The sequence below is a fragment of the Methylobacterium sp. J-072 genome (genome assembly GCF_022829425.1).
Taxonomy (GTDB): Bacteria; Pseudomonadota; Alphaproteobacteria; order Rhizobiales; family Beijerinckiaceae; genus Methylobacterium.
In genome coordinates this window covers 1-20,024 of record NZ_JAKSYK010000192.1, presented here as the reverse complement: position 1 = coordinate 20,024, position 20,024 = coordinate 1, and the positions used below count along the sequence as shown (strand labels likewise).

Sequence of the window (20,024 nt, the reverse complement as noted above, 5' to 3'; positions counted from 1 at the left end):
CCGAAGCCATCCCGGCCAGATGTGATCCGCGAAGCCCTCACCGAGCACCTCAAGGCGAAGGGCTACCTGAAATGAAGGGCTCTCACGCTGAGCCCGACAAGCTGGTCGAGGTCGCTAGGCTCGCGACAGCGATCGCCGACCGCATCCTTGAGCAGCATGCCGCCGGGACGACGATCCCGCCGGAGCAGTTCATCATGATGGTCCGGGCCGCTCGGATGCTTCAGGACAATCAGGCTCCCTGGCCGCCGGCAGTGGAGCAAGTTCTGATGGAAGTCGCCAAGCGCGCCGAGCAAGCCGAGGAGACACCCGACGCTTCCCCGGCCGCGTCTGTCGGCGACGAGGTCGTGGGGCACCTGTCGCAGTTCCTCGGTGCCGTTAAGCGTCGCGTCGGGGCCAGCAGATGAATACGGCATCGCTTGCCGTGACCGACGGGCCCATCAGCCGTGGATATGTGCAGCACCGCGAGGATCTGGAGCGCGCCACTTGATACGCATCGCGACCGCATCCGCAGATCCACGTCCCGAAACCGAAGAAGTCGATCCACCGATGGCAAATGACGATACGCTCGCGAAGGCCCTGGCCAGCGTGAGGCATCAGCGCGAGACCCTTGAGGCCGAGTACGAGCGAGTGAGCGGCGAGCTGACGAAGCTTCGCATGGCCGAGCGGTCGCTCGCATCGATCGTTGAAGGCACTGCGATGGACGAGCTGGCCGACGACCAGCCGAAGCGCCGCCGCGCTCCCGCGGAAGACGGTCAACCTCGTGCCACTCGTGGGCCCCGAGGCCCCCGGGCCAACTCTGCCAAGGGTCGACTGAAGGCGCTCCTGGAAGATGCCGGCACCGAGGGCCTGACGCACGCCCAGATCACGGAGCGCTTGACGGACGTGGCAGCCAACACTTTGGCCACGTACCTCAGCGTGATGACGACCAGCGGCGAGCTGGTCCGGCATGGCGATTTCTATCGGGCAGGCACCCCAGCCGCGGCGTCTGAAAGCGATGATCCCGAGACCGAAGACGCAGAGGGCGCGGAGCCCGATCCGATCGAGGATGATGTTGCCAAAGCCGCCGAATAGCGGGGCAGCCGAAGACGGCGAAGCGCTCGTGAGAGGACAGGCATATGCGTATGGGACGATCGAAGCGTAGGTTGCCCGACAGCCTGACCCAGCACATGTGGGATTCGAAGATCGTTGCCTTCAGGCCTCGAACCAATCAGCGCCGTGCCAATCTTCGGACCGAAGCGGCAAAGAGGTTCTACCTCTCGATCGTAACCCTCGCCGTCGTCGTGCTGGCTGGTGGTTACATGCTCCGTCTCTGGTAGCCACCCTCGAAGCCGCCGGCGTCATCTTAATCAAGAAGAACGGCCAGGGGCCGGGGGTTTGCGACGGGTGCGATGCTTGGTTCTGGGCGGCCAAGCGCCGGCATCATCCAACTGTCCCAGAATGTATGAGTCGGGATTGCGGCCCATCATGTGCTGCCTTGCCCGCCAGTCGCGTTGCTGCGGCGAGAGCAGGTGGATCCAAGGCGGCGGTCCGTTTGGGTCGACGACTCGGTCCTGATCCTCATGCATCGGGGTCTGCCTCGGGTTCGCGGGTGACAGAGACTACACGAGATCGGTGTGGCCTGGGTCTGGACGCGAGCTCAGAGAGCGCCTGGGCGCGTGAGGCCAGCCACACGGACCTCTTATGCCGCCTCGACGGCCGTTGCCCTCTCGCGGTAGGGGCAATCATGGCTTCCACCCTGACCGTCTCCGACCTTTCTAAATCGAAGGAGGTCACGGATGCGCAAGTGAATGCTGCGGTCGACGCGGTGCTTGCCAATCCAAACACCGGACCGTTCGAGCTGCCTTCCGGCTGGGTCCTGGACGTCACCGCGGCCGTTAAGGCGGACCGGCATGCGACGGCCACTCTGAAGGAGCCGACAGCAAGACCGGGCAGCAGACGAGCTGCGGTCAGATCTGCGATCCTTCTCGCACAACCGGTGAAGTCATGAGCGACGATACGCCTGAAGCCCGAGACGAATGGAAGGTCCGCCTCGTGGCCTTTCTGGTTCCGCACTTCAAGGGCGATGAGGCTGAGCGAGATGGTACGCTGAACGCGGTGCTGACGGCGTTGGACACTGCGCATTCCGAGGGGCTGAGGCAGGCGGCTCGCTTCTGCCGGACGGTGGCAGCCGGCGCAGTGGAGCACGGTGAGGCTGCGGACGCTCTGGCCAGCAGCATCGAGCTGATGGCCGCGCATGAGGATGCTAAGACGCTCGAACGCGCCCGACAATCGCAGGACCAACCGCGGTAGCTCGAACGGATGCCTCAGACCCTCTCCGGCTGGATCCTGATCGCCGCCGTTCTGCTGTCGAGCATGGCAGCCGGCTCGACCGCTGCTGGCATGCTCGATGACGTCCTCGGCGATGGCCCCATCAAGCGTCGCGAAGTGGCCACGCTGCTGATGCTCTTATCGTTGATGGTGGCGGCGGCGCTGCTGCCAAGGCTGACCAACGGCCGCTGACCGGATGCCGACCGAACCGCACGCTCCAATCCGCGGCCGCGCGCTCTTGGCGCTGCGGGCCTGCGCAGCCCATCCGCAGGGTCTCCGGCACGAGGCCTATCCGACCTACATACCGATGCTCGCCGAGATGGGACTGGTCGAGGAACGGCACGTGCGCGGTCCTGGGCGGTCGCAGCCGGCGTGGTTCCTGACGGCGGCCGGGCGCACGGTGATCGCGGAGCTCGGCCCGAACGAGGCGCGGGATTAACCGCCCTTCGCCGCGAACTCCCAGATCGGCGGGCCCCATTCCTGGCCTTGCTTGTCTCGGCGCGCCGCGGTCCGCTTGAAGGCGCACCGACACGCAACCTGATCGTACATGGCACTGTCAGACAGCGTGGCTGGCGCGACTTGACAGGTTTGCGCTGATACTAGACACCTCTGGGCAGCGAGGTGAATCATGACCGCCGACTCGAAGTTCGTACAGCTGGGCATCCAAGCAGGGCAGGTGTTCACGCCCGGAGCGCCCATCAATGAAAAAGACCTTTTTGCCGGTCGGATTGAACAGGTCCGGCAAATCTTGGACTCGGTAAATCAGCGTGGATATCATGTCGTGCTTTATGGAGAGCGCGGCGTCGGGAAAACTTCTCTATCGAACGTGTTGTCAAGTTTCTTGGGCGGCGGACAATTATTATTTTCGAGAACTAATTGTGACGCATCGGACGATTACACAAGCTTGTGGAAAAAAGCATTTAGCGAAGTGATATATACTTCGAGAAGACAAAAGGCAGGATTTGTTGGCGGCGACATTGAGGAGGCGCAAAAACTTGTCGATACTCTGCCGGAGAAATTGACGCCCGATATTGTCAGGCGACTTCTCAGCCAGCTCGCAACGAGCCTAACGGTGGTTGCGATTTTCGATGAATTCGATCGCTTGAAAGACCCGACCATTGTTCAATTGATGGCGGATACGATCAAGGTCTTGTCGGACTACTCTGTCCCGGCCACTGTCTTAATCATTGGCGTTGCAGACTCTGTGGACGACTTGATCCACGAGCATCATTCGATCGAGCGCGCTCTCGTTCAGATTCCTATGCCGCGCATGTCAGATCAGGAGGTTACCGAGATCATAAATCGGGGTCTCGGCCGTCTTGGCATGTCGATTACGAATACGGCTCTCGCCGAAATTGTCGATCTATCGCAGGGCCTTCCTTACATCGCGCATCTGCTCGGCTTAAATTGCGCTAGATCTGCGATCGGAAGAGAAAGCCTTGAGATCGGCGGCAACGATGGAGGTGCGGGCATAGATAAGGCCCTAGATCAATGGCAGCATTCAATCAAATCGTCTTATTACGAAGCTACAAAAAGCCCGCAGCCTGGACATATCTATAAGGAGGTTGTTCTAGCCTGTTCGTTGGCGGAAGTCGATGACCTCCGATATTTCACGGCAGCTTCTGTTAGAAAGCCACTGCGACTTATCACCGGTAAAGATTACGACATTCCCAATTTTGCTCGACATTTGAAAGAGCTTAGCGAGGCTGGACGCGGCGGGATTTTACAGAGGACGGGAGAGAAGAGGCGGATACGTTATAGAATGGTCAGTCCGATGCTTCGGCCGTACATTGTTATGCGCGCCTTCAAAGAAAAAATGCTGACCCGCGCCATGCTGACTAAGCTGCAAAGCTCCTGAATGTAAATCGATTTCAGTACTGAGCGTCGATGGCCCACGAAAAAGCCCGCGCCGGCGAACCGGGCGGGCGAAGGTCAAGGAGTCCCCTGGTGCGTTACGCCAGGCAACGAGTCGACCGTATCAGCATTGCAGGCGCAGGAGAGCCTGCTGCGATGACAGATCGGGCGGGCTCTCAGCCTTGGACAAAGGTGTCACCGCGGAGTTCGAGGCTGGCGTTCACGTGGCATGTGGCGGGCAACCACGATGGAAGCCCGCGGTGGCTAAACTGCGCAGCCTGTGCTGTTCAACCGCCGCCACCGTTGCCGGCACCACCGCCGCTGCCACCCGTCGAACGTGACCCGCGAGAAGGCTGACCTGCATTGCCACCAGCGGCCGAGCTCGACGAGCCACGCCCGCCGGTGTTGTTCGTGATGGGGATGCCCGTCCGCTTGGCCGACTTCATGTGACGTGAGCGCGCATCAGCCGGCGCTGTCGTCTGTGAGAGTACGAAAGATGACAAGGCTAGGGCGCATGCGCCAAGAAGGAGCTTCTTCAAAACGGTTCTCCGATTCAGCCGATAACGGGCAACCCGTTGCGGAAGCATAGTATCCGCACCGCCATTCGATCGTCCGCCCTTGGCTCGGCATCGCGCTCTCGAACCGGTTGCCGGAAGCCGCGGATCGGCTATCGCTTCGGGATGCGCCACACCCTCCTCGCTCTCCTGCTGCTGAGCGGCCCCGCTCTGGCTGCCGAGCCCATCACCGGTCGCGCCTCCGTCACGGACGGCGACACCGTGGTGATCCACGGAACCCGCATTCGCTTGTTCGGCATTGACGCGCCGGAGAGCGCCCAGCTCTGCCAGGACGCGGCGGGCAAGGACTATCGCTGCGGCCAGCGGGCGGCTCTGGCGCTGGCCGACCGGATCGGTGAAGGACCGATCTCCTGCGAGCCGCGGGACACGGATCGCTACGGGCGCACCGTCGCGGTGTGCCGGAAGGGCACCGAGGACTTGAACGCCTGGATGGTGCAGCAGGGCCTCGCCACAGCCTACCAGCGCTATTCCCGCGATTACGTTCCGGCCGAGGCGACTGCGCGAGCTGGGAAGCGCGGGCTCTGGGCCGGCACGTTCGACCCGCCCTCGGACTGGCGGCGCGCCAAGCGTGCCAGCGGCATCGAGACCAGGCCGGAGATGGAGAGGCCGCCGGCCGTCGCGTCGGTGCCTGTGCAGAGCGCCTGCGCGATCAAGGGCAACATCTCGCGGAAGGGCGACAAGATCTATCACCTGCCCGGGACCCGGGACTACGACCACACCGTGATCGACACCCGCTCCGGTGAGCGCATGTTCTGCAGCGAGGACGAGGCGAAGGCCGCGGGCTGGCGAGCTGCACGCGGCTGACCGAACCTCCTTCGTCTGGCTGCTCGTGACACTGCCCCGCCCCGATCTGCTTACGGGGGGGGCGTCCGATCTCACCAGCTTTAAACTTCCGTTTACCAGTTTGCCTCGAGCCTGCCTCCACAGGAGGCTCGGATGCGATTAATCGGCTTCATCATCCTGGCTGGCATGATCGCCAGCCAACCCGCAGTGGCAGTTGAACGGTTCGCACATCTGCAGCCGAATCGCGAAACACTGCCGCCTCCTGCGACTGAAGCTGATGCGCAGGCTCATCCCGAAAATCTAGCCGCAAAGTTTCAGCAAGATAAATTCGACAAGAAGATTCAGCTTGCGGGTCGGAAGGAAATCAATTCACTTTGCGCGTCGTGCCTAACCGCAAAGAATCTCGAGCATGGCTCGAATCGAACTCGGAAGTTCAACCTGCGCGAGGGCAGTGCCGTTTCTGCTGAGTCGATCTACTCCTACAGTAGAAATTTCGATCCCGCACAAGCTGGCGGCGAATGGAACGGACACCTCGCCCTCGCTGCGTCGTCGCCAAATGCGCGTTCGCCAGCGCTAACTCATCAACCTTGAAAAAGCCCGCGCCAGCGAACAGGGCGGATTGAGAGCGTTTCGGTCCGTGCCTATGGCGACCGAGCAACAGCTCCTCAACGGATGCCGGCCTATACAGTTCGCCGGACAACGTTGGATTGCAGGCGATGAGCACAGCGACCGTACAGGCCGACGCACAGACCACGAAGCCTGTGCTGAACGAGGCACCGCGCGATCTCTACGACCCGCATTTCCCTGTGCGGCCTCGGGCGAAAGGGAGCTCGGATCGCGCTCGCACTGAGACCTTCGATCCGCATTTCCCGACGCGCCAAGGTCACTGATCCGGACCGTTCAAGGAACTGTCAGGTCATCACCGCTTTGCTCCTCTGCTTCTAGGAGGGGCGCCATGGCCGAAATCAACATTTCCGAGGACAAGGACGGCCATTGGACTGTCTACGCCCCCGGGCCTCGTTGTCACCGATCTGACGCGTGAGGCAGCCGAAGCGTTCATCGAGAGCTACCGGCGCCTCGCCACCGATTGAACGAAAAAAGCCACACGCGGCGGATGCCGGCGGGGCTGAAAGGCGGATGTCTCGTATGGCAGCGAGGCGTCGAGAGTGACCATAGTCGCACGCTGATTAAAAAAACCGGACACGGCACTGGTCCCAGCAGAGTGTTGGCTACCGGCAGTAGGCTGTAGCCGGTTTGCATCCAATTCCGCCCAGCTACTCGACCACCCGGCTGCCTATCTTGCAGCGGTCAGCTCGATCAGCCGGCGAACTGGTGCGAAGCTCATGGCGCGCCTGCTCAAGGTACTCCTGACGTTCAAGCTCCGTCAGGCAGGCGACGGTGTGGCCCTGGCGGGCTTCCCGACCGGTGAAAGCCTCGTCCCAAGCCCGGTCATCGCGGTTCTTCTCGATGAAGGTGCGTTTGGCACGTGCCAGCACCTCGTCTTCGGTCGGCTCGCTCATGGCTGGGCTCCCACGCGATCCGCAGCCTATCGCAAAGGCAGCTGGAAGCCACTCTCCCTTCCAGAAGAAGGGCTGGAGGTCGAAGCCCCCTCCGATCAGATCGCTCGGGCCTTGTACCGGACGATCCCGCAGGAGTTGAGCAGATCGACCCGCTTGTGAGCCTCGTGTTCGCTGATCTTGGTAAGGACGATCTTGTTGAGCTTGGTGTCGATGATCTGGAAGGACTTGGTCATCTGCTTGGTTCCTCGCTGCCGATGACTTAGTAATACTTGCGAATGCTTCTCGCGTCAACAAGCATTCGCAATAAAAACGCAGATCAGGCAAAGTTTTTGCGCGAGCCGATGAAGGTCAGCCCAATGTTGATCCTGACGTCGTCGAAGAAACCGACCGGCGCGAAGTCGCAGCAGCGTCGCTGACAAACGACCTGACGCTGCCGCCAGCTGTGGCGCCTGCTGTGCAACGACAAATCGCCAGGGTTAAAATAACCTCAGCGTTGGGCGCAGCAGAATGCGCAAACCAAGAAATGGGAAAAACGCTCTCTGGCGATCCAATTGGGAAAGTGCCTGAATAAAACGGGCCTTGGATCAGATATGGCGTACCGATCTCTTGACTCTCAATGCGGTTGGGATCGTTTGTGTGCATGAGCATGAAAGGATCACAACGTGTCCGAGAATACACCCACCCCGCAGAATAACCATATCGAACTGAGCGCCGATATCGTGGCGGCATACGTGTCGAACAACAGCGTTCCGGTCGCCGAACTGCCGGCCCTGCTTTCCGGGGTCTACTCCGCTCTGTCCGGGCTCGGCCAGGGTGGCGCCCCGGAGACATCGGCGGTCGAGAAGCCTACGCCTGCACAGATCCGCAAGTCCGTGAAGGACGACGCACTGGTGAGCTTCATCGACGGCAAGCCCTACAAGACGCTGAAGCGGCACCTCAGCGGCAACGGCATGACGATCGAGCAGTACCGCGAGCGCTTCGGCCTGCCGAAGGATTACCCCTCCACGGCTGCGAGCTACTCGGCGCAGCGCTCTGCGCTCGCCAAGAGCCTTGGTCTGGGTCAGCAGCGGCGGAAGGCAGCGGCGAAGACTGCCCACACCGACGAGACCATCACCGAGACGCCGAAGAAGGCTGGCCGATCGAAGAAGGCTGCGGAGCCGGCAGCGAAGCCGACCAAGGGCCGCAAGAAGGCTTCAGCGGCCGTCGCGGCCGAGTGAGGGTGCTCGGCGCCTACAGCCTATCGATCCAAACTGCAGGCGGATCCAGGACGTGGGCGGCGAGCGAATGCTGCCCACACTTCAATCCAGACAGTGATCGGCGATTCGTCCGATCCGCCGCCGCTTCCATGAGCGGCCGTATCGCTTCGTTAAGCGTCGTATGGTCAGCCTGCCGCGACAGCCGAATTGGATCGGCGTGACAATTTTGGATCCATATGCGCAGAGATTCACGGCGCTCGTTCACCGTCGAGATCAAGTCCACCGATCGTCGGCATGCGACCATCATCCCTCGGCGCTCGACTCCGCCAGCAGTCACCTCGCCGTGGTTCAGCACGGCCGTCTCTCCCGAACCGCCAGCACCGGTCCCAGAGCAGCGTCGCGTCCTGCCCAGCCTCATCGTACCCGAGGCGGCCGAGATCGAGGTTGAGCTGGTGCCGGTCGCTGATGAGATCCGCATGAAGCGTCCGCGCGGCCGGCCTCGGAAGACCGCCCCCGCCCCGTGCGCGTCATTCGAAGACCTTGTCGACGTCGCGCCTGTGCCGACGCCTGAACTCGCTGCTGCTTTTCAGGCGGATGTGGATCACCCTGTGGTGGCTACGGCTCCAGCGCTTCGCGGTCTCCAGATCAAGCCGGCCTCGAACCTTGCACCGGGCGAACGGTGGAAGCGGCGCCTCGGACGCTGGGCTCGCTAAATATCCGCTGGTGATTACGACCTCGCGCTGTGCTGCGCGTCAATGCCGAGCCTTCAGCGTTCCGCAGGGCCTTGCGCCAGCGGTCGCCAGCTCATCCCGTAATCGGGGCGGGCCTCGGCGCGAGAGACCGCTGGCCCGCGGGCATCGAGCTGGGCGAGCCCACCGATCAGAGCCAGCATTCCAAGCCCCGTCGCGACTGTGAATAGGATCACGGTGGCCTGGCCCGCGTATTGGCCCGCCCGGGTGATTGCGAAGCCGCCCAGCGTGAACACCGCTGCGACGCTGGCCGCTGTAGCGAGGGCAATAAGCATCGGACACCTCCTGCGCAGCCCCGGCCGCCGTGTCGGGCAGCGGCCAGGGCTAACACGCGCCGTCGTCGGCCGGCGCGCCTCGTTAGACGTCCGCTGCGGGCGGCTCGCCTGTTCCGTGTATCCGTCCGACACCGCGGCTCGGATGATCCGCAGTTCGCCGAACCCGGTCCGCCCAAGGCATGCTGGCAGAGCGACGCCCTTGTGGCAGCGCTCCGAAGTCTTCCGGCCGAAGCCGGCGGTGGGCCGGCGGTTGGGCTGCCAGGGCGTGAGGCGGCATCGCGGCGCGCAGGGTGTCCATCCCGTCAGCGACGGCTCTGCCGTAGGCGGCCAGCGCAATGAGCGCCTTCGCGGCGGGCTCGTGCTCGGACAGCGCGGCGAGGAAGTCGTTACGCGCGCTCCGGCATGCGGCCTGGTAGGCAAGCCGGCACATGAGGCGCTCGTCGTCATCGAGGCGCTGCGCCTTCGGTGCGGTGGCGTTGCGCCAATCGGCGTCCGCGCACGTGACCGCGATGGCCCGATCGATCTCGCCGACCGTCAGCCCCCAGGCACCTGCGTGCATCCTCGGCACGAAGCTCTCGATGACGGCTTCGATCTGACCCTGCACAAAGCCTTGCAGCTCGGGCCGCTCAGCCAACAGCCGGTTGAAGGTGGCGTGCTCGGTGGCGTCGGCGAACACGAGCAGCACCGTGCGCTCAGCGGGCATGGGCGTGCACTTTCCTGGCCTGCGTCTGGGCTGTACGGCGCTGCTTTCGCGTCATGTTCACTGCCGGGGCGTACGCGCGCTGCAGGGCCGCCATCTTCTCGTCGTTCATCTCGAACGTTTCATTGTCCAGCGCACCGCTCTTCAGCGCGTCGAGGAACATCGCGTAGGACCAAGGAAGGCCCAGCGGCACCGCCTCGGGCCACAGACTCTCGTCGAATGGCGCCGGTTGGATCGGCTCGCCGGCAACGTCCGGCCATTCGTAGATGACGCCCAGGCGCGCGCCGTCTCGGTCGACCACCGTCAGCCATAGCTCGCCGCCGATCACGTGCCTGCCGGCGAACTCGGTCCAGGCCGCTGCGCCCTTTCGGCGCTGCTCTTCCGCGAGGGGAATGCCGTGCGTGATCGCCTCGAAGGTCTCGGGCGTCCAGTCGACTTCCGGTTCGGCACCCTGTCGGTGCAACCGGCTCAGCGCCATCAGGTCGAAGTCATCGTGCCACGCGCCTTCGATCTCGACCCAGGTATAGGGCGGGGCCTCGTCCCCCAGGGCGCCGGGAGAGCGTAGGACAAAGGCGCGGGCGCGGTCCTCTCGCTCTGACCAACCGGCGACGTGGATCTCGATCAACGTCTGTCCCGACAGGAGCCCACCTGCGAGCGCAGCCTTGTGATCACGTTCGAACGCGCTGGGGCTGCGTGCCATGAACTCGTCGAAGCTGCCGTAGCGCTCGGCCAATTCCAACCCGGCACAGATGCCCCAGGCGTTGCCGCGGAAGGTGAGCGCGCCGGTCCAGGACGAGATGCCAAAGGTCTTCTGCTCGAAGCCGAGGATCCGGCCTGTCGCGTCGTACAGCGACGTGTCGGTGAGGACGACGACCCTACGCGAGGTCGCGAAGACGTTGACGAGCGACATGCCGCCGATCCTTCTTGCTGGAGGGAATGCTGCCGATCGCGCCGGCGCCTGCACCGGCGATGGCCAGGATCGGGTCGCCGCTGGCGAGCCCCGCGAGGCCACCACCGAGGGCGCCCATGAGCGGCGACTGCGACGAGTAGCCAATGGAGGCACCGGCTCCGACCGACACGAGGCCCTGCCCGAGCTGCGACGACAGGATCCCGCCACCGGCCTTTTGTGGCTTCAGGGCGTCGCCGAGCGCCTTGCCGATGCCGGACTCTGCGCCGAGGCCGAGCGCGCTGCTGATCTTGTCGCCATCGAACAACCCGCCGAACAGGCTGCTGCTCGGCAGCGACGGACCCTGCGCGCCGGGTAGCGGCGAGCCTGCCGCGTTCGATCCGCCACCGAACAGGCTGCTGAGATTGAAATTGCCGCCCAGCAGGCCGCCGAGCTGCCCCCTGGTGTCCGAGGCCGTCCCGAGGATGCCGGCCAGCGGACCTTCGCCAGAGATGATGGCCTTCAGCGCGCTGCTGCTGAGCGTCTTGGCGAGGCTCTTAAACGCCTCGTCCATCTTCTGGCCGCCGACCGTGATGTCCTCGATGAAGGAGGTGAAGTCGCTCGCGAGCTCCCGCTGCCCGTCCTTGATGCCCTCGAAGGCGAGCTTCGACTTCTGCAGGTTGATCGTGCTGGTGGCGAGGGTGTCCCCCAGCTTGTCCCACTCCGCGCGCATCTCCGCGGTGACCTCGGTGCCGTCCTTCTGAGCCGCCCGGGCGAGGTCGTGCGCGCGCTTCAGCTTGATGACGGCACCGGCGTCCTTGCCGACCGAATCCGCCTCGAGGTTGAGCTCGTCGATATGGTCCTGGGTGCGCTTGATCAGGGTGTCGTAGGAGGAGACCGCCTCCTGAGCGGCCTGCTTCGCCTGCTTGGCGCCGGCCGTGTCAGGCTTCCGGCCATCGACGACCGTGGAGATGTAGCCCAGATCCCGGCCGGTGATCTTCGGCTCGGTGGTCGTCGGCGGGGAAGCTACGACGTCCTGCTTCGCCTGCTCCGACTGTTTGGAGATGACACCAAGCTGCTGAAGTAGGCCGGATACCTGACCGGCCACGGCGCTGAATGCCCCTCCGACCGCTGATAGAACCTTCGCTCCAAATGCTTCGGCCGCCTCGATCGCGGTGTTCATCGCCTGCACAACCGACAGCACGGCTTGGAGGATGCTGAGCCAGATCTGGTTCAACAGCGTGGCGGCCGCGCTGAAATCGATGTTCACGGCCCAAGCATCCGCGATGGCTTGCTTCGTGTCCGAGATGTTCTTGTTAAGCGCGAGAGCGCGGTCGACCTGCTCCTGCTTAAGCACCTCTTTCTCGGCGGCCGCTTCCAGGGCGGTGGATAGCTGCTCCGCGCTCGTATTGCTGATCCGGAGCCGCTCAACGAACTCGGGACCGAACACCTTCTCACCGACCTGGATGCTCGCAAGGTGAAGACCCAGGTCATCAAGCTCCTTCATCCCGGCGATGGCGGCCTTGATGCGATCCTGCGTGGTGGCCGCGGTGTCAGCTAGGGCAGTCGACTTCAGGCCATCCGCGCCCGCGGCGCCGGTGGCCGTGATGTCGTTGAACACCTTCGACAGGCTGTTGTTGTCCTGCCCCCAATTCATTTTCAGGAAGCTGGACGCTTTCGAAATCGCCGTATCGATCTGATCGGTGGTGGCTCCGATCTTCGAGCCGACCGCTTCGAAGCTCTTCAGGAACGGTGCACCGATGTCGAGGGCTTGCGCTTTTGTTCCGAGGTCGATCAGCTTCTGAAGATCATCGTAGGCCTTGCCGATGACCGCGGAGGCCAGCTGGAAGGCGGCGAAGGCGGCGGCGATCGGCACGAATGCGGGAGGGATGAGCCGAAGGGCGCCGACGAGCAGGCCGACACCAGTTGTCGCTCCTTCCACCTTCGCGGCGTAGGCAGCCAGACCGCCGGCTACGACAGTCGCCGCCTCGCCTGCTACGGCGAGCCCGCGCGCGGCCAGAGCGCCACCAGCCGCCACCGCGCCGCCCATCGCGGTGCTGCCCTCAGCGAAGGCGGCAATGGCTGCCGATGCGATCCCCAGATACCCAGCGGCTGAGGTGGCGAGGCCGGCTAAGGCACGTGCCGCCGCCACACTGGTGGCCAGCACCAAGATCGGATGAGCGGCGGCAGCCTTCCCGACCTCCGCATAAACGCTGCTCTGCTTGCCGAGGGCGGCTGAATTGTCGTTAGCGGCCTTCTGTACAGCAGCCGCGGAGGATGCCGCCCGCTCCTGCGCGGCCGTAAGGCCACCGGCTGATGCGGCGACCGCGTCCTGCGCCATCTGCACCTGCGCAAGGGCGCGGGCCTCCATGTCCAGCTGCCGCTGCGCCTTGGCTGCCGCCGCCTCCCGCATGGCCGTGGCCCGGGCCGCGCGATCACTCGCGGCGCTGCCCTTATCGTTGCTCGCCGCGGACCGGTCCTGCGAAGTGGTCAGCTTGTCGAGCGACGTGCCGAGGGCATCGACCTTCGCCTTCGACTGATCCACGCCCTCGGTGGTGTACCGGAAGACGTATTCGTCGACGTGCTGTTCGGCGGCGGCCATCAGAAGCCTCCGACCAGGATCATCGGATCGCGATTGAAGGCGCGGCCCAGGGCTATTTCACCGCGAATTTTTTTTCGCGGCGTTTCTCGGGAAAAGGCTTCCCATGCGGTTGCCGCTCCCTCGATTGGATTCCTTAATCGAGGCCCCCTATCCCTTTCGGCATTCGGGCGATCGGCGATGGCTTCATGCGGCATGAGCGCGGCCTCCAATGTCCGAGGCGGCAATTGGCATACTGATGCGCTGGACCAATGCGTCGAGATCGGCTCGGGCATCGGGATGGCGACGGGCGATGGCTGCGAGACCGGTCGCCACCTCGCGCCACCGGGCATCGTCCAGATTGGACACCACGGCGGAAAGCGCCATTCGGTATTCGAAGGCGAGGCCATTCCAATAACGATGGACGGCCATGATACCGACGTTGAATCGAATGGCCACCCTGCGAAGGCTGATATCGGCAGCACAGGCGGCTTCGATCGCCTCACGCTGCGGGTGCGTGGCGATGGTGCTCTTGCGACCGGGCTTCTGTCTGATTGCGGTCTCGGGCGACATGCGGGCGGGCTCCACCGGTTGATCCGGATCGAAGGGCCCGCGGCCAACCCTGTCTCGGGTGGCCCTATGGCATGTCGCAGCGTCGGCTTAGGCCGATGGCGACACGAGAACGTATCGTGAAACCGTGTCTCGGATCAAGCGGCGTCTTTCGAGCTCGGAGGCCAGAAGTCCAATAGGTCTGAACCGACCCGCAGTTCGACGCGGTGGGCGTGGCCATCGTCCCGCGTCTTGCAGAGGTCGATCGCCGAAGCGAAGCGGGTACGCGCGGCGATCTCGGTCTCCACATCCTCCGCCAGGACCTGCTGGCCGCCACGGTAGGTGAACACGCAGAACGGCGGGTTCTTCATGTCGCTGACTTCCATGACGGATCACCTGCGGCTCATGACGAGGGCCAACGCCCACATGTGATACCTGGTAAGTGGTGCTCGTCCGCCTTTACGCCGGGTCCTGCCAATTCGAAGCCTCGGCAAGAAATAGCTCAACGGGATATGGCGGTTACGACACGCGGCTCATGGGTGGAGCGACGTCCAGGCCTTCGGTGCTTCATCGGCGGCTGGAACGTAAGCGTCAACGATCTCGCCTTTGCGGCTCACAATACAAATCATCGTTGCTTCGCGCACCTCATACATCATGGGTTGCTCGTAGGTGATGCGAAACCGGACGGGTGCAAAATAATCGCCCTTCCGGTCCACTTTGTCTTCACCGACTGAGACCGCCTCGACATCCTTCATACCGTCCTTGCTCGCTTTGCTCATGATGGTGTTGCGGCAGGCCTCAACAGTACGGTTGCGCCCAGGCGCTGCGGCCAAAGGTTGTCCGATGTTATCCAGCGCGGCAGATGTACCCATCACCAGTCCCGTGCCTGGCACCATCGACAGGATGTTTTGCTCATTGGAAGGCATCGAATCAGGTCCCATCGGCAGCAAATGCCAAGGCTTCTCCCAAGAGGAAGGAGAGTTGCTAGGCACTGCAGGCGCCTCCTGTGCCGATGCAGGTATAGCGATGAATGATACGATGGCAGTCGCGCAGATTGAAAGCTTGAACATCACGTCTCTCCGTTTTCAAAATGATAAACCGCGGATCGCTGCGGCGAGCTAAGGCGTTCGCGCCAAAACTGAGGGCAACATCCACTGTGGAGACGAGGCTGGTATCGGAGCGGTGAAGCTTGTGTTCCCAGCTGATACGCGGTGCGTAGAGCTATATGGGACAGCGCCTACGTCGATCCGGGACCGTGTATGCCTCGACGAGCTGACGATGCTCGCTGTCTCCTCGGTATCGCGATAGGGGATTCTACCCCGATTGATCGTTGCCACGGGCTGCGGCCGCCTGAAAGATCGGACCTGCTTTGTGGGGACAAGCTTCAATTTCGATGGGACTAAAACATCTCGGTGCGACGGCTGGGCCTCCGCGGATTGATCGATTGCTTTCTGCGCAACCCCCGGGCCGATAGCCTCTTCAAGCTTGGACGACGAAGATGCCTCGGCTTGCGATGTCGGGCGCATGACTACCGCGGACGGGGAAGGCGCTATCTCTGGGACTGCCGGCGGAGCGGTAATAATTGCTGAGTTCGGCGGACCTGTTCGCGTCTGGGCAATCTCGGTTCGGATTTCTGTCGGCTGCAGAATGCCCGTGCTGAGCGGCGGCACCTCAGTGAGAGGGGTGGGCGTCTCCGTATGGGCTGGGGAGTGTCCTGTATGCTCATCCCAGGCCGGGAGCTGTTCGCGTGACAGACGTGCAGTATCAAGCGGTGCGAGCCCAATGAGCGGAACGCGTGGATTGATGCGCGGAGCAAGAAACACCGGCTGCTCCGTCGCGTCGGAAGGGTTGGGGTCCAAAAATGACCTTTGCCCGTCCGCAGTGATCAAACCAGTGGCATCATCCTGCTGAGCAAGAGGGCCTGTGAGATGTGGGACCTCCACCCATGATGGGAATATCGCCGAAGGAGCCGTTCTGACGGAGCTGTCGAAAGCCTTTTGAGGAAGCCAATCACCTGGCGATCCAAGCCAAGCAGTACCTGCAGCGAGCAGTACGAGCGTGGACAAACAGGAGAGCGAAATAACGGTGAAGGTTGAGGGATATTCGGCCCTCTCTACGATCGAGAGGTGTCGGGATACGCCCAGGGGTTGCAATTCCCGCGTGGTGAATGGGATGTTCCTCAGCATAAGCAGCTAAATGCATCAGATCGAAAACAGTTCAAATATGCGACATATTGAAATTCTGAACCGGCAATAGGCTGATAGACGGCGGCTTTTCGCGGGCGCTTCAAGCGCTCCTGATCCGGCGCCTAATAGCTGTCGCTCGGCCCCAAGCTGCAACGAAACAGCATTATGACGGGAGCTAAAAGTGGCAACCTTCAATGCGGCACAGATCAGTAATAATTGTGCGGCATCCCGGGGACTACTATCGGCAGGTCCGCGCCAAGAACATGCCCGATGTGTGTGGCTGAGCGCAATAAACCTTTGAGCGCTTACTTATCGAGATCTCGACTAAATGGGCAGCGCAACCGCCGGCCGTGGCTCTTGCCGGGTCCCACAGGCACCAGCTTCTAACTGCTAGAGTTTCTCGGCGAGTCGCCGGGCTTCCTCCAATACGCAAATGACATCGGCCAAACGCGCGATCGGTATCCTGATACCCTTTGGCGTCTCGCGCATAGGGCCACGACCGGCGACGGCGGCAGTGGCCACGCGCGGATCGCAACCGAGGGTGCCGCCCTTCTCGCGCAGGCTCACCCTGATGCTCTCGCGAGCGCTCTTTGGGATCTCGCCGATGATCCGGTCAGGTCTGGACGGGGCTCCTCCGGTCACGGCCGAGTCACCGCGGCGTAGCTGGCCAGGACGTTCCGCCGGTCCTTGGCGGCCAGGGCGACGATCTCGCTGAGCACATCGGATAGGCGGCCCATCGTACGGTGCTGCTCGGCGGCCCGGATGGCATCCTGGAGATCGAGACCGCGGGGCCCGAGCAGCAAATGCGTGACGGCTCGCAGTATGCGCAGGCGCGCCACGCGCTCCCCGGGTTCGAGGTCAGACGCGAACGGCCCCCATGCATCCGCGGGCCGAATGAACGAATGCCCTGACCCTATCCCGGGCGGAAGAGGGGGTGGCGAGTGCGGTGCCGGGTTCGGCGTCATGAGACGCCTCGATGCGAAACGTGCGCGACCGCCATGTCGACCAGGGCGCGACAAGCAGTGGGATCTGCCAGCGTCTCGATCAGCGCGTCACGCCGTTCTGGAGAGAGGTGGGCGAAAGCGAGACCCGCAGCCAGCGCGTCAATGGGATCACCAGCTACCTGGCTGCGACCGACTGCGCGCACGAAGGTGGGCCCCCGTTCCTGGAACACTCGGCGTAGACCGTCGAGCGTCAGACCCCTGTCATGCAGCAGCGCGCGGATCCCACGAAGAGCATCGACGTCTTCCGGCCGATAATACCGCCGGCGACCACTGCGCATCGGCCGCAGGTGTCCGAACTCCTTTTCCCAGAAGCGAAGGACATGCTGGGGGAGGTCGAGCTCGTCCGCGACCTCAGCGATGCCACGGAGGATCATGCCGCCACCGGCGAGCGACGGAGAAGCGCAGCAGCGGCAGCGTCTGAATCCGTGAAGGTCCCGACAGGCGCGCCGTTCGCATCATAGGCGTGGACGCACACGCCGCAGCGAACAGTCGAGCCGAGAAACACGCTCTGATGCCAAAGTTCGAGACGCATCACGCATCACTCCTATCGATAGACGTCGTATATCATAACGACGGTATCGATAGATAGGCGCCATGTTCGCTTGATCTGGTTCCCCTGCCCACTGTGAATTGATGGTTGGGTCTCACAGCTGAGGGTCAAACGATTTCCAGCGCTGTGTCAGCTGTTTCGCTTCTCTACATCGGTTTCCCTCCGCGATGCGCAGCGAAGTCGGATGCAAAGCAGCCAAGGCGTAGGCTTAGGCGATGTAACTGACTGTGGACGAAATGAGGAGAAAACGGTCCAGCCTTGGACCGATCCCAAAAACTCAGTGGCCCGCCGCAAGCTCCGGCATGACGCCGCATCCGTGACAAGGCTGGAGCCAGGCACAGCGGCCTGCTGCCGGTCCGCTTCTTGCTCGCTTCGAACACGAGGTTCGATACGGGACCACCGAACTAAGAGATTTTGAATGCGCCGATCCCTGCACACTGACGAGGAGATCGCGTTCCTGCTTGCGGAGGCCGATCGCGGCATCCCGGTCGCCGAGATTTGTGCGAGCGCTCATGTCTCACTCGGCACCTACTACCGCTGGCGCCGGCGGCTCGGCGGCCTGAAGCCCGCGGGTGTGGCCCGGCTCGATCAGGTCGAGCGAGAGAATGCCGGCCTCCGGGCAGAGGTGCAGCGGCTCCGGGCAGCCCTGCTCCTGCAGCCGTTGCGGGCGGATCCGATCCGGACGGCCGGGACCGAACGCCCAACCCCACCCCAAGGGCCGCGCCATCGTGGCGCGGCAGCCTGTGTCGGCCGCTACGCCTTCGTGCGAAGCGCGAACTGATCTGCCGTATCCCGCAGCCTCAGACAGACTTGGATGCAGCCATCTCGAGAGCAGCCTTGGGCATAAGCATGTGTACGCCCTTGTTGCCGTCCACCGTCTGGGTGATGCGCAGGTTTCCGGCCAGCGAGCACAGCATGTAGGCTTGGTTGCGGGTGAGGCTGGTACGGGCGCAGACCAAGCGCACCATTTCGCGCACCGCCTGGCGCATCGCTTCGTCAAGGCTCTCGTGCAGGCCGATCGACATCAGGTCGGTGGGGGTCTCGGCGAAGGGCCAGGCGCCGGGAAGATCCTTGCGCACGGTGAGCCGGAAGGTGCCGGTGAGCCCGGTCTCCAGGGCGGTGATGCAGACTTCGCCGTCGCCTTGCACGCCATGGCCGTCGCCCGCATAGAAGCCGCCGCCGGGGTTGAAAACCGGCAGATATAGCGTCGTGCCGACGCGCATCTCCTTGTTATCCATGTTGCCGCCAAAGGCGCGGGGCACCGGCGTGCCGACCCGGCCCCAAACGGCGGGCGGGGCGGTGCCCATGATGCCGAAGAACGGATCGAGGGGGAGTTCCGTCCCCCAGGGCAGGCGGCAGAGGCCGCTGGCCGTGTCGATGTCGGCGTGGATGGTCTCGTACTCTGTGAACTCGTCCGGCAGGGTGCCGAGCAGCGGCAGGATCGCCACGAAGCCCCAGTCGAGGCGGAACTTGAGATCGAGGATGTCGATCTGCAGCATGTCGCCGGGCTCGGCACCTGTCACGTGGACCGGGCCGGTGACGAAGTGCGGTCCGGGGCCGCGCTCCAGCGTGTCGAGGGCATGGAGCAGGTCGGCCGGCACCCGGGCCGGGTCGGGGTGGAGTGACTCGCGCCCGCCCGCCGGATGCGAGTGCATGGTGACGGTGTCGCCAGACTCGACCGTGAGCACCGGCGGCAGCGCCGCGTCGAAGTAGCCGAGCACCATCGTCTCGGGCGTCGCGGGAATCTCGTGATGGGTGGGCACGGCGTCTCCTCGGGTTTTTGTCAGACGACGATGTGACGGGTGAGGGTTTCGTGGTTCAACGACCCGGCGTCTCCGCGCTCGACGACGCTGCCCCGGGACAGCACCACCACCGCGTCAGCCACCCGGAGCGCGAAGTCGAGATACTGCTCCACGAGCAGCACCGTGATCCGCCCCTTCAGGCCGGCGATCACCGTCTCGATGGCGGCGACGATCGACGGCTGGATGCCTTCTGTCGGCTCGTCGAGCAGGAGGGCGCGGGGCCGGGTGGCCAGCGCCCGGGCGATGGCGAGCTGCTGCTGCTGGCCGCCCGAGAGGTTGCCGCCCGGGCGGTGCCAGAGGCCGCGCAAAGCCGGAAACAGAGCGGCCGCCTCGTCGATCGCGTCAGTGCGATCGAGCCCGTGGGCCCGCGCTGCGACCCGCAGGTTCTCGGCGACCGTCAGGTCGGGAAAGATCTCGCGGCCTTGGGGCACGTAGGCGAGCCCCGCACGGGCGCGCCGGTCGGGGGACAGGCGGGTGAGGTCGATCCCGTCGAGGGCGATCCGGCCGCGG

Annotated in this window: 26 protein-coding genes; 11 read left to right on the top strand and 15 right to left on the bottom strand. The window is 63.6% G+C overall.

Going from position 1 to position 20,024, the window contains the following annotated elements; genetic code table 11:
- The first annotated feature begins 71 nt into the window (after positions 1-71).
- The 9 genes from MKK67_RS23850 to MKK67_RS23805 all read left to right on the top strand — a co-directional run bounded on the left by MKK67_RS23850 (position 72) and on the right by MKK67_RS23805 (position 6,110).
- Positions 72-404: a hypothetical protein gene (locus tag MKK67_RS23850; protein ID WP_243970161.1), complete on the top strand. Its 333-nt coding sequence runs from the start codon at positions 72-74 to the stop codon at positions 402-404.
- 142 nt (positions 405-546) lie between these two features.
- On the top strand, positions 547-1,071 hold the full coding sequence (locus tag MKK67_RS23845; RefSeq protein ID WP_243970537.1) for a hypothetical protein: 525 nt from the start codon (positions 547-549) through the stop codon (positions 1,069-1,071).
- A gap of 652 nt (positions 1,072-1,723) precedes the next feature.
- A complete protein-coding gene (locus MKK67_RS23840; RefSeq protein WP_243970159.1) occupies positions 1,724-1,987 on the top strand; it encodes a hypothetical protein in 264 nt (87 codons plus the stop codon).
- On the top strand, positions 1,984-2,289 hold the full coding sequence (locus MKK67_RS23835) for a hypothetical protein (RefSeq protein ID WP_243970157.1): 306 nt from the start codon (positions 1,984-1,986) through the stop codon (positions 2,287-2,289). The genes MKK67_RS23840 and MKK67_RS23835 overlap by 4 nt, the downstream gene beginning before the upstream one ends.
- 9 nt (positions 2,290-2,298) lie before the next feature.
- Entirely contained in the window at positions 2,299-2,499 is a 201-nt protein-coding gene (locus MKK67_RS23830) for a hypothetical protein (RefSeq protein ID WP_243970155.1), read from the top strand.
- Between the two features lie 4 nt (positions 2,500-2,503).
- Positions 2,504-2,746, top strand: coding sequence for a hypothetical protein (locus tag MKK67_RS23825; RefSeq protein WP_243970153.1), 243 nt, complete (start codon positions 2,504-2,506; stop codon positions 2,744-2,746).
- A gap of 189 nt (positions 2,747-2,935) precedes the next feature.
- A complete protein-coding gene (locus MKK67_RS23820; protein WP_243970151.1) occupies positions 2,936-4,165 on the top strand; it encodes an AAA family ATPase in 1,230 nt (409 codons plus the stop codon).
- Positions 4,166-4,841: 676 nt separating this feature from the next.
- Positions 4,842-5,540 (top strand): thermonuclease family protein, encoded by a 699-nt coding sequence (locus MKK67_RS23810; protein ID WP_243970149.1) that lies wholly within the window; start codon positions 4,842-4,844, stop codon positions 5,538-5,540.
- Positions 5,541-5,672: 132 nt separating this feature from the next.
- Positions 5,673-6,110, top strand: coding sequence for a hypothetical protein (locus MKK67_RS23805; RefSeq protein ID WP_243970147.1), 438 nt, complete (start codon positions 5,673-5,675; stop codon positions 6,108-6,110).
- A 683-nt stretch (positions 6,111-6,793) separates the two neighbouring features.
- On the opposite strand, the gene MKK67_RS23800 is transcribed toward MKK67_RS23805, so the two are convergent.
- Both MKK67_RS23800 and MKK67_RS23795 read right to left on the bottom strand, forming a co-directional pair.
- Positions 6,794-7,039, bottom strand: a complete 246-nt coding sequence (locus MKK67_RS23800) for a hypothetical protein (protein ID WP_243970145.1) — start codon at positions 7,037-7,039, stop codon at positions 6,794-6,796.
- 95 nt (positions 7,040-7,134) lie between these two features.
- On the bottom strand, positions 7,135-7,272 hold the full coding sequence (locus MKK67_RS23795; RefSeq protein WP_243970143.1) for a hypothetical protein: 138 nt from the start codon (positions 7,270-7,272) through the stop codon (positions 7,135-7,137).
- 429 nt (positions 7,273-7,701) lie between these two features.
- Here MKK67_RS23795 and MKK67_RS23790 point away from each other — a divergent pair, with 429 nt between their 5' ends.
- Positions 7,702-8,256, top strand: a complete 555-nt coding sequence (locus MKK67_RS23790) for a MucR family transcriptional regulator (RefSeq protein WP_243970140.1) — start codon at positions 7,702-7,704, stop codon at positions 8,254-8,256.
- Positions 8,257-9,001: 745 nt separating this feature from the next.
- Here the strand turns inward: MKK67_RS23790 and MKK67_RS23785 are convergent.
- The 11 genes from MKK67_RS23785 to MKK67_RS23735 all read right to left on the bottom strand — a co-directional run bounded on the left by MKK67_RS23785 (position 9,002) and on the right by MKK67_RS23735 (position 17,536).
- Positions 9,002-9,259, bottom strand: coding sequence for a hypothetical protein (locus MKK67_RS23785; protein WP_243970138.1), 258 nt, complete (start codon positions 9,257-9,259; stop codon positions 9,002-9,004).
- Between the two features lie 82 nt (positions 9,260-9,341).
- The gene (locus MKK67_RS23780) at positions 9,342-9,962 is read right to left on the bottom strand and encodes a hypothetical protein (RefSeq protein ID WP_243970135.1); all 621 of its coding nucleotides are present in this window, start codon (positions 9,960-9,962) and stop codon (positions 9,342-9,344) included.
- The gene (locus MKK67_RS23775) at positions 9,952-10,869 is read right to left on the bottom strand and encodes a hypothetical protein (protein ID WP_243970133.1); all 918 of its coding nucleotides are present in this window, start codon (positions 10,867-10,869) and stop codon (positions 9,952-9,954) included. Before MKK67_RS23775 ends, MKK67_RS23780 begins: the two co-directional genes overlap by 11 nt.
- The gene (locus tag MKK67_RS23770; RefSeq protein ID WP_243970130.1) at positions 10,835-13,447 is read right to left on the bottom strand and encodes a hypothetical protein; all 2,613 of its coding nucleotides are present in this window, start codon (positions 13,445-13,447) and stop codon (positions 10,835-10,837) included. The genes MKK67_RS23775 and MKK67_RS23770 overlap by 35 nt, the downstream gene beginning before the upstream one ends.
- Positions 13,447-13,641: a hypothetical protein gene (locus MKK67_RS23765; protein ID WP_243970128.1), complete on the bottom strand. Its 195-nt coding sequence runs from the start codon at positions 13,639-13,641 to the stop codon at positions 13,447-13,449. Before MKK67_RS23765 ends, MKK67_RS23770 begins: the two co-directional genes overlap by 1 nt.
- Complete coding sequence (locus MKK67_RS23760) at positions 13,631-13,996, bottom strand: hypothetical protein (RefSeq protein ID WP_243970126.1); 366 nt, start codon at positions 13,994-13,996, stop codon at positions 13,631-13,633. Before MKK67_RS23760 ends, MKK67_RS23765 begins: the two co-directional genes overlap by 11 nt.
- 134 nt (positions 13,997-14,130) lie before the next feature.
- Positions 14,131-14,358, bottom strand: a complete 228-nt coding sequence (locus tag MKK67_RS23755; RefSeq protein WP_243970124.1) for a hypothetical protein — start codon at positions 14,356-14,358, stop codon at positions 14,131-14,133.
- Between the two features lie 147 nt (positions 14,359-14,505).
- The gene (locus MKK67_RS23750; RefSeq protein ID WP_243970122.1) at positions 14,506-15,042 is read right to left on the bottom strand and encodes a hypothetical protein; all 537 of its coding nucleotides are present in this window, start codon (positions 15,040-15,042) and stop codon (positions 14,506-14,508) included.
- Positions 15,043-16,548: 1,506 nt separating this feature from the next.
- A complete protein-coding gene (locus tag MKK67_RS23745) occupies positions 16,549-16,725 on the bottom strand; it encodes a hypothetical protein (RefSeq protein ID WP_243970120.1) in 177 nt (58 codons plus the stop codon).
- A gap of 71 nt (positions 16,726-16,796) precedes the next feature.
- A complete protein-coding gene (locus tag MKK67_RS23740; protein ID WP_243970118.1) occupies positions 16,797-16,961 on the bottom strand; it encodes a hypothetical protein in 165 nt (54 codons plus the stop codon).
- A gap of 158 nt (positions 16,962-17,119) precedes the next feature.
- Positions 17,120-17,536, bottom strand: a complete 417-nt coding sequence (locus MKK67_RS23735; protein ID WP_243970116.1) for a MerR family transcriptional regulator — start codon at positions 17,534-17,536, stop codon at positions 17,120-17,122.
- 594 nt (positions 17,537-18,130) lie between these two features.
- On the opposite strand from MKK67_RS23735, the gene MKK67_RS23730 reads away from it, so the two are divergent.
- Positions 18,131-18,493, top strand: coding sequence for a transposase (locus MKK67_RS23730; protein ID WP_243970114.1), 363 nt, complete (start codon positions 18,131-18,133; stop codon positions 18,491-18,493).
- A 19-nt stretch (positions 18,494-18,512) separates the two neighbouring features.
- On the opposite strand, the gene MKK67_RS23725 is transcribed toward MKK67_RS23730, so the two are convergent.
- Both MKK67_RS23725 and MKK67_RS23720 read right to left on the bottom strand, forming a co-directional pair.
- A complete protein-coding gene (locus tag MKK67_RS23725; protein WP_243970112.1) occupies positions 18,513-19,475 on the bottom strand; it encodes an acetamidase/formamidase family protein in 963 nt (320 codons plus the stop codon).
- A gap of 20 nt (positions 19,476-19,495) precedes the next feature.
- Positions 19,496-20,024, bottom strand: a 529-nt coding sequence (locus tag MKK67_RS23720; protein ID WP_243970110.1) for an ATP-binding cassette domain-containing protein, incomplete at its 5' end; no start/stop codon positions are given.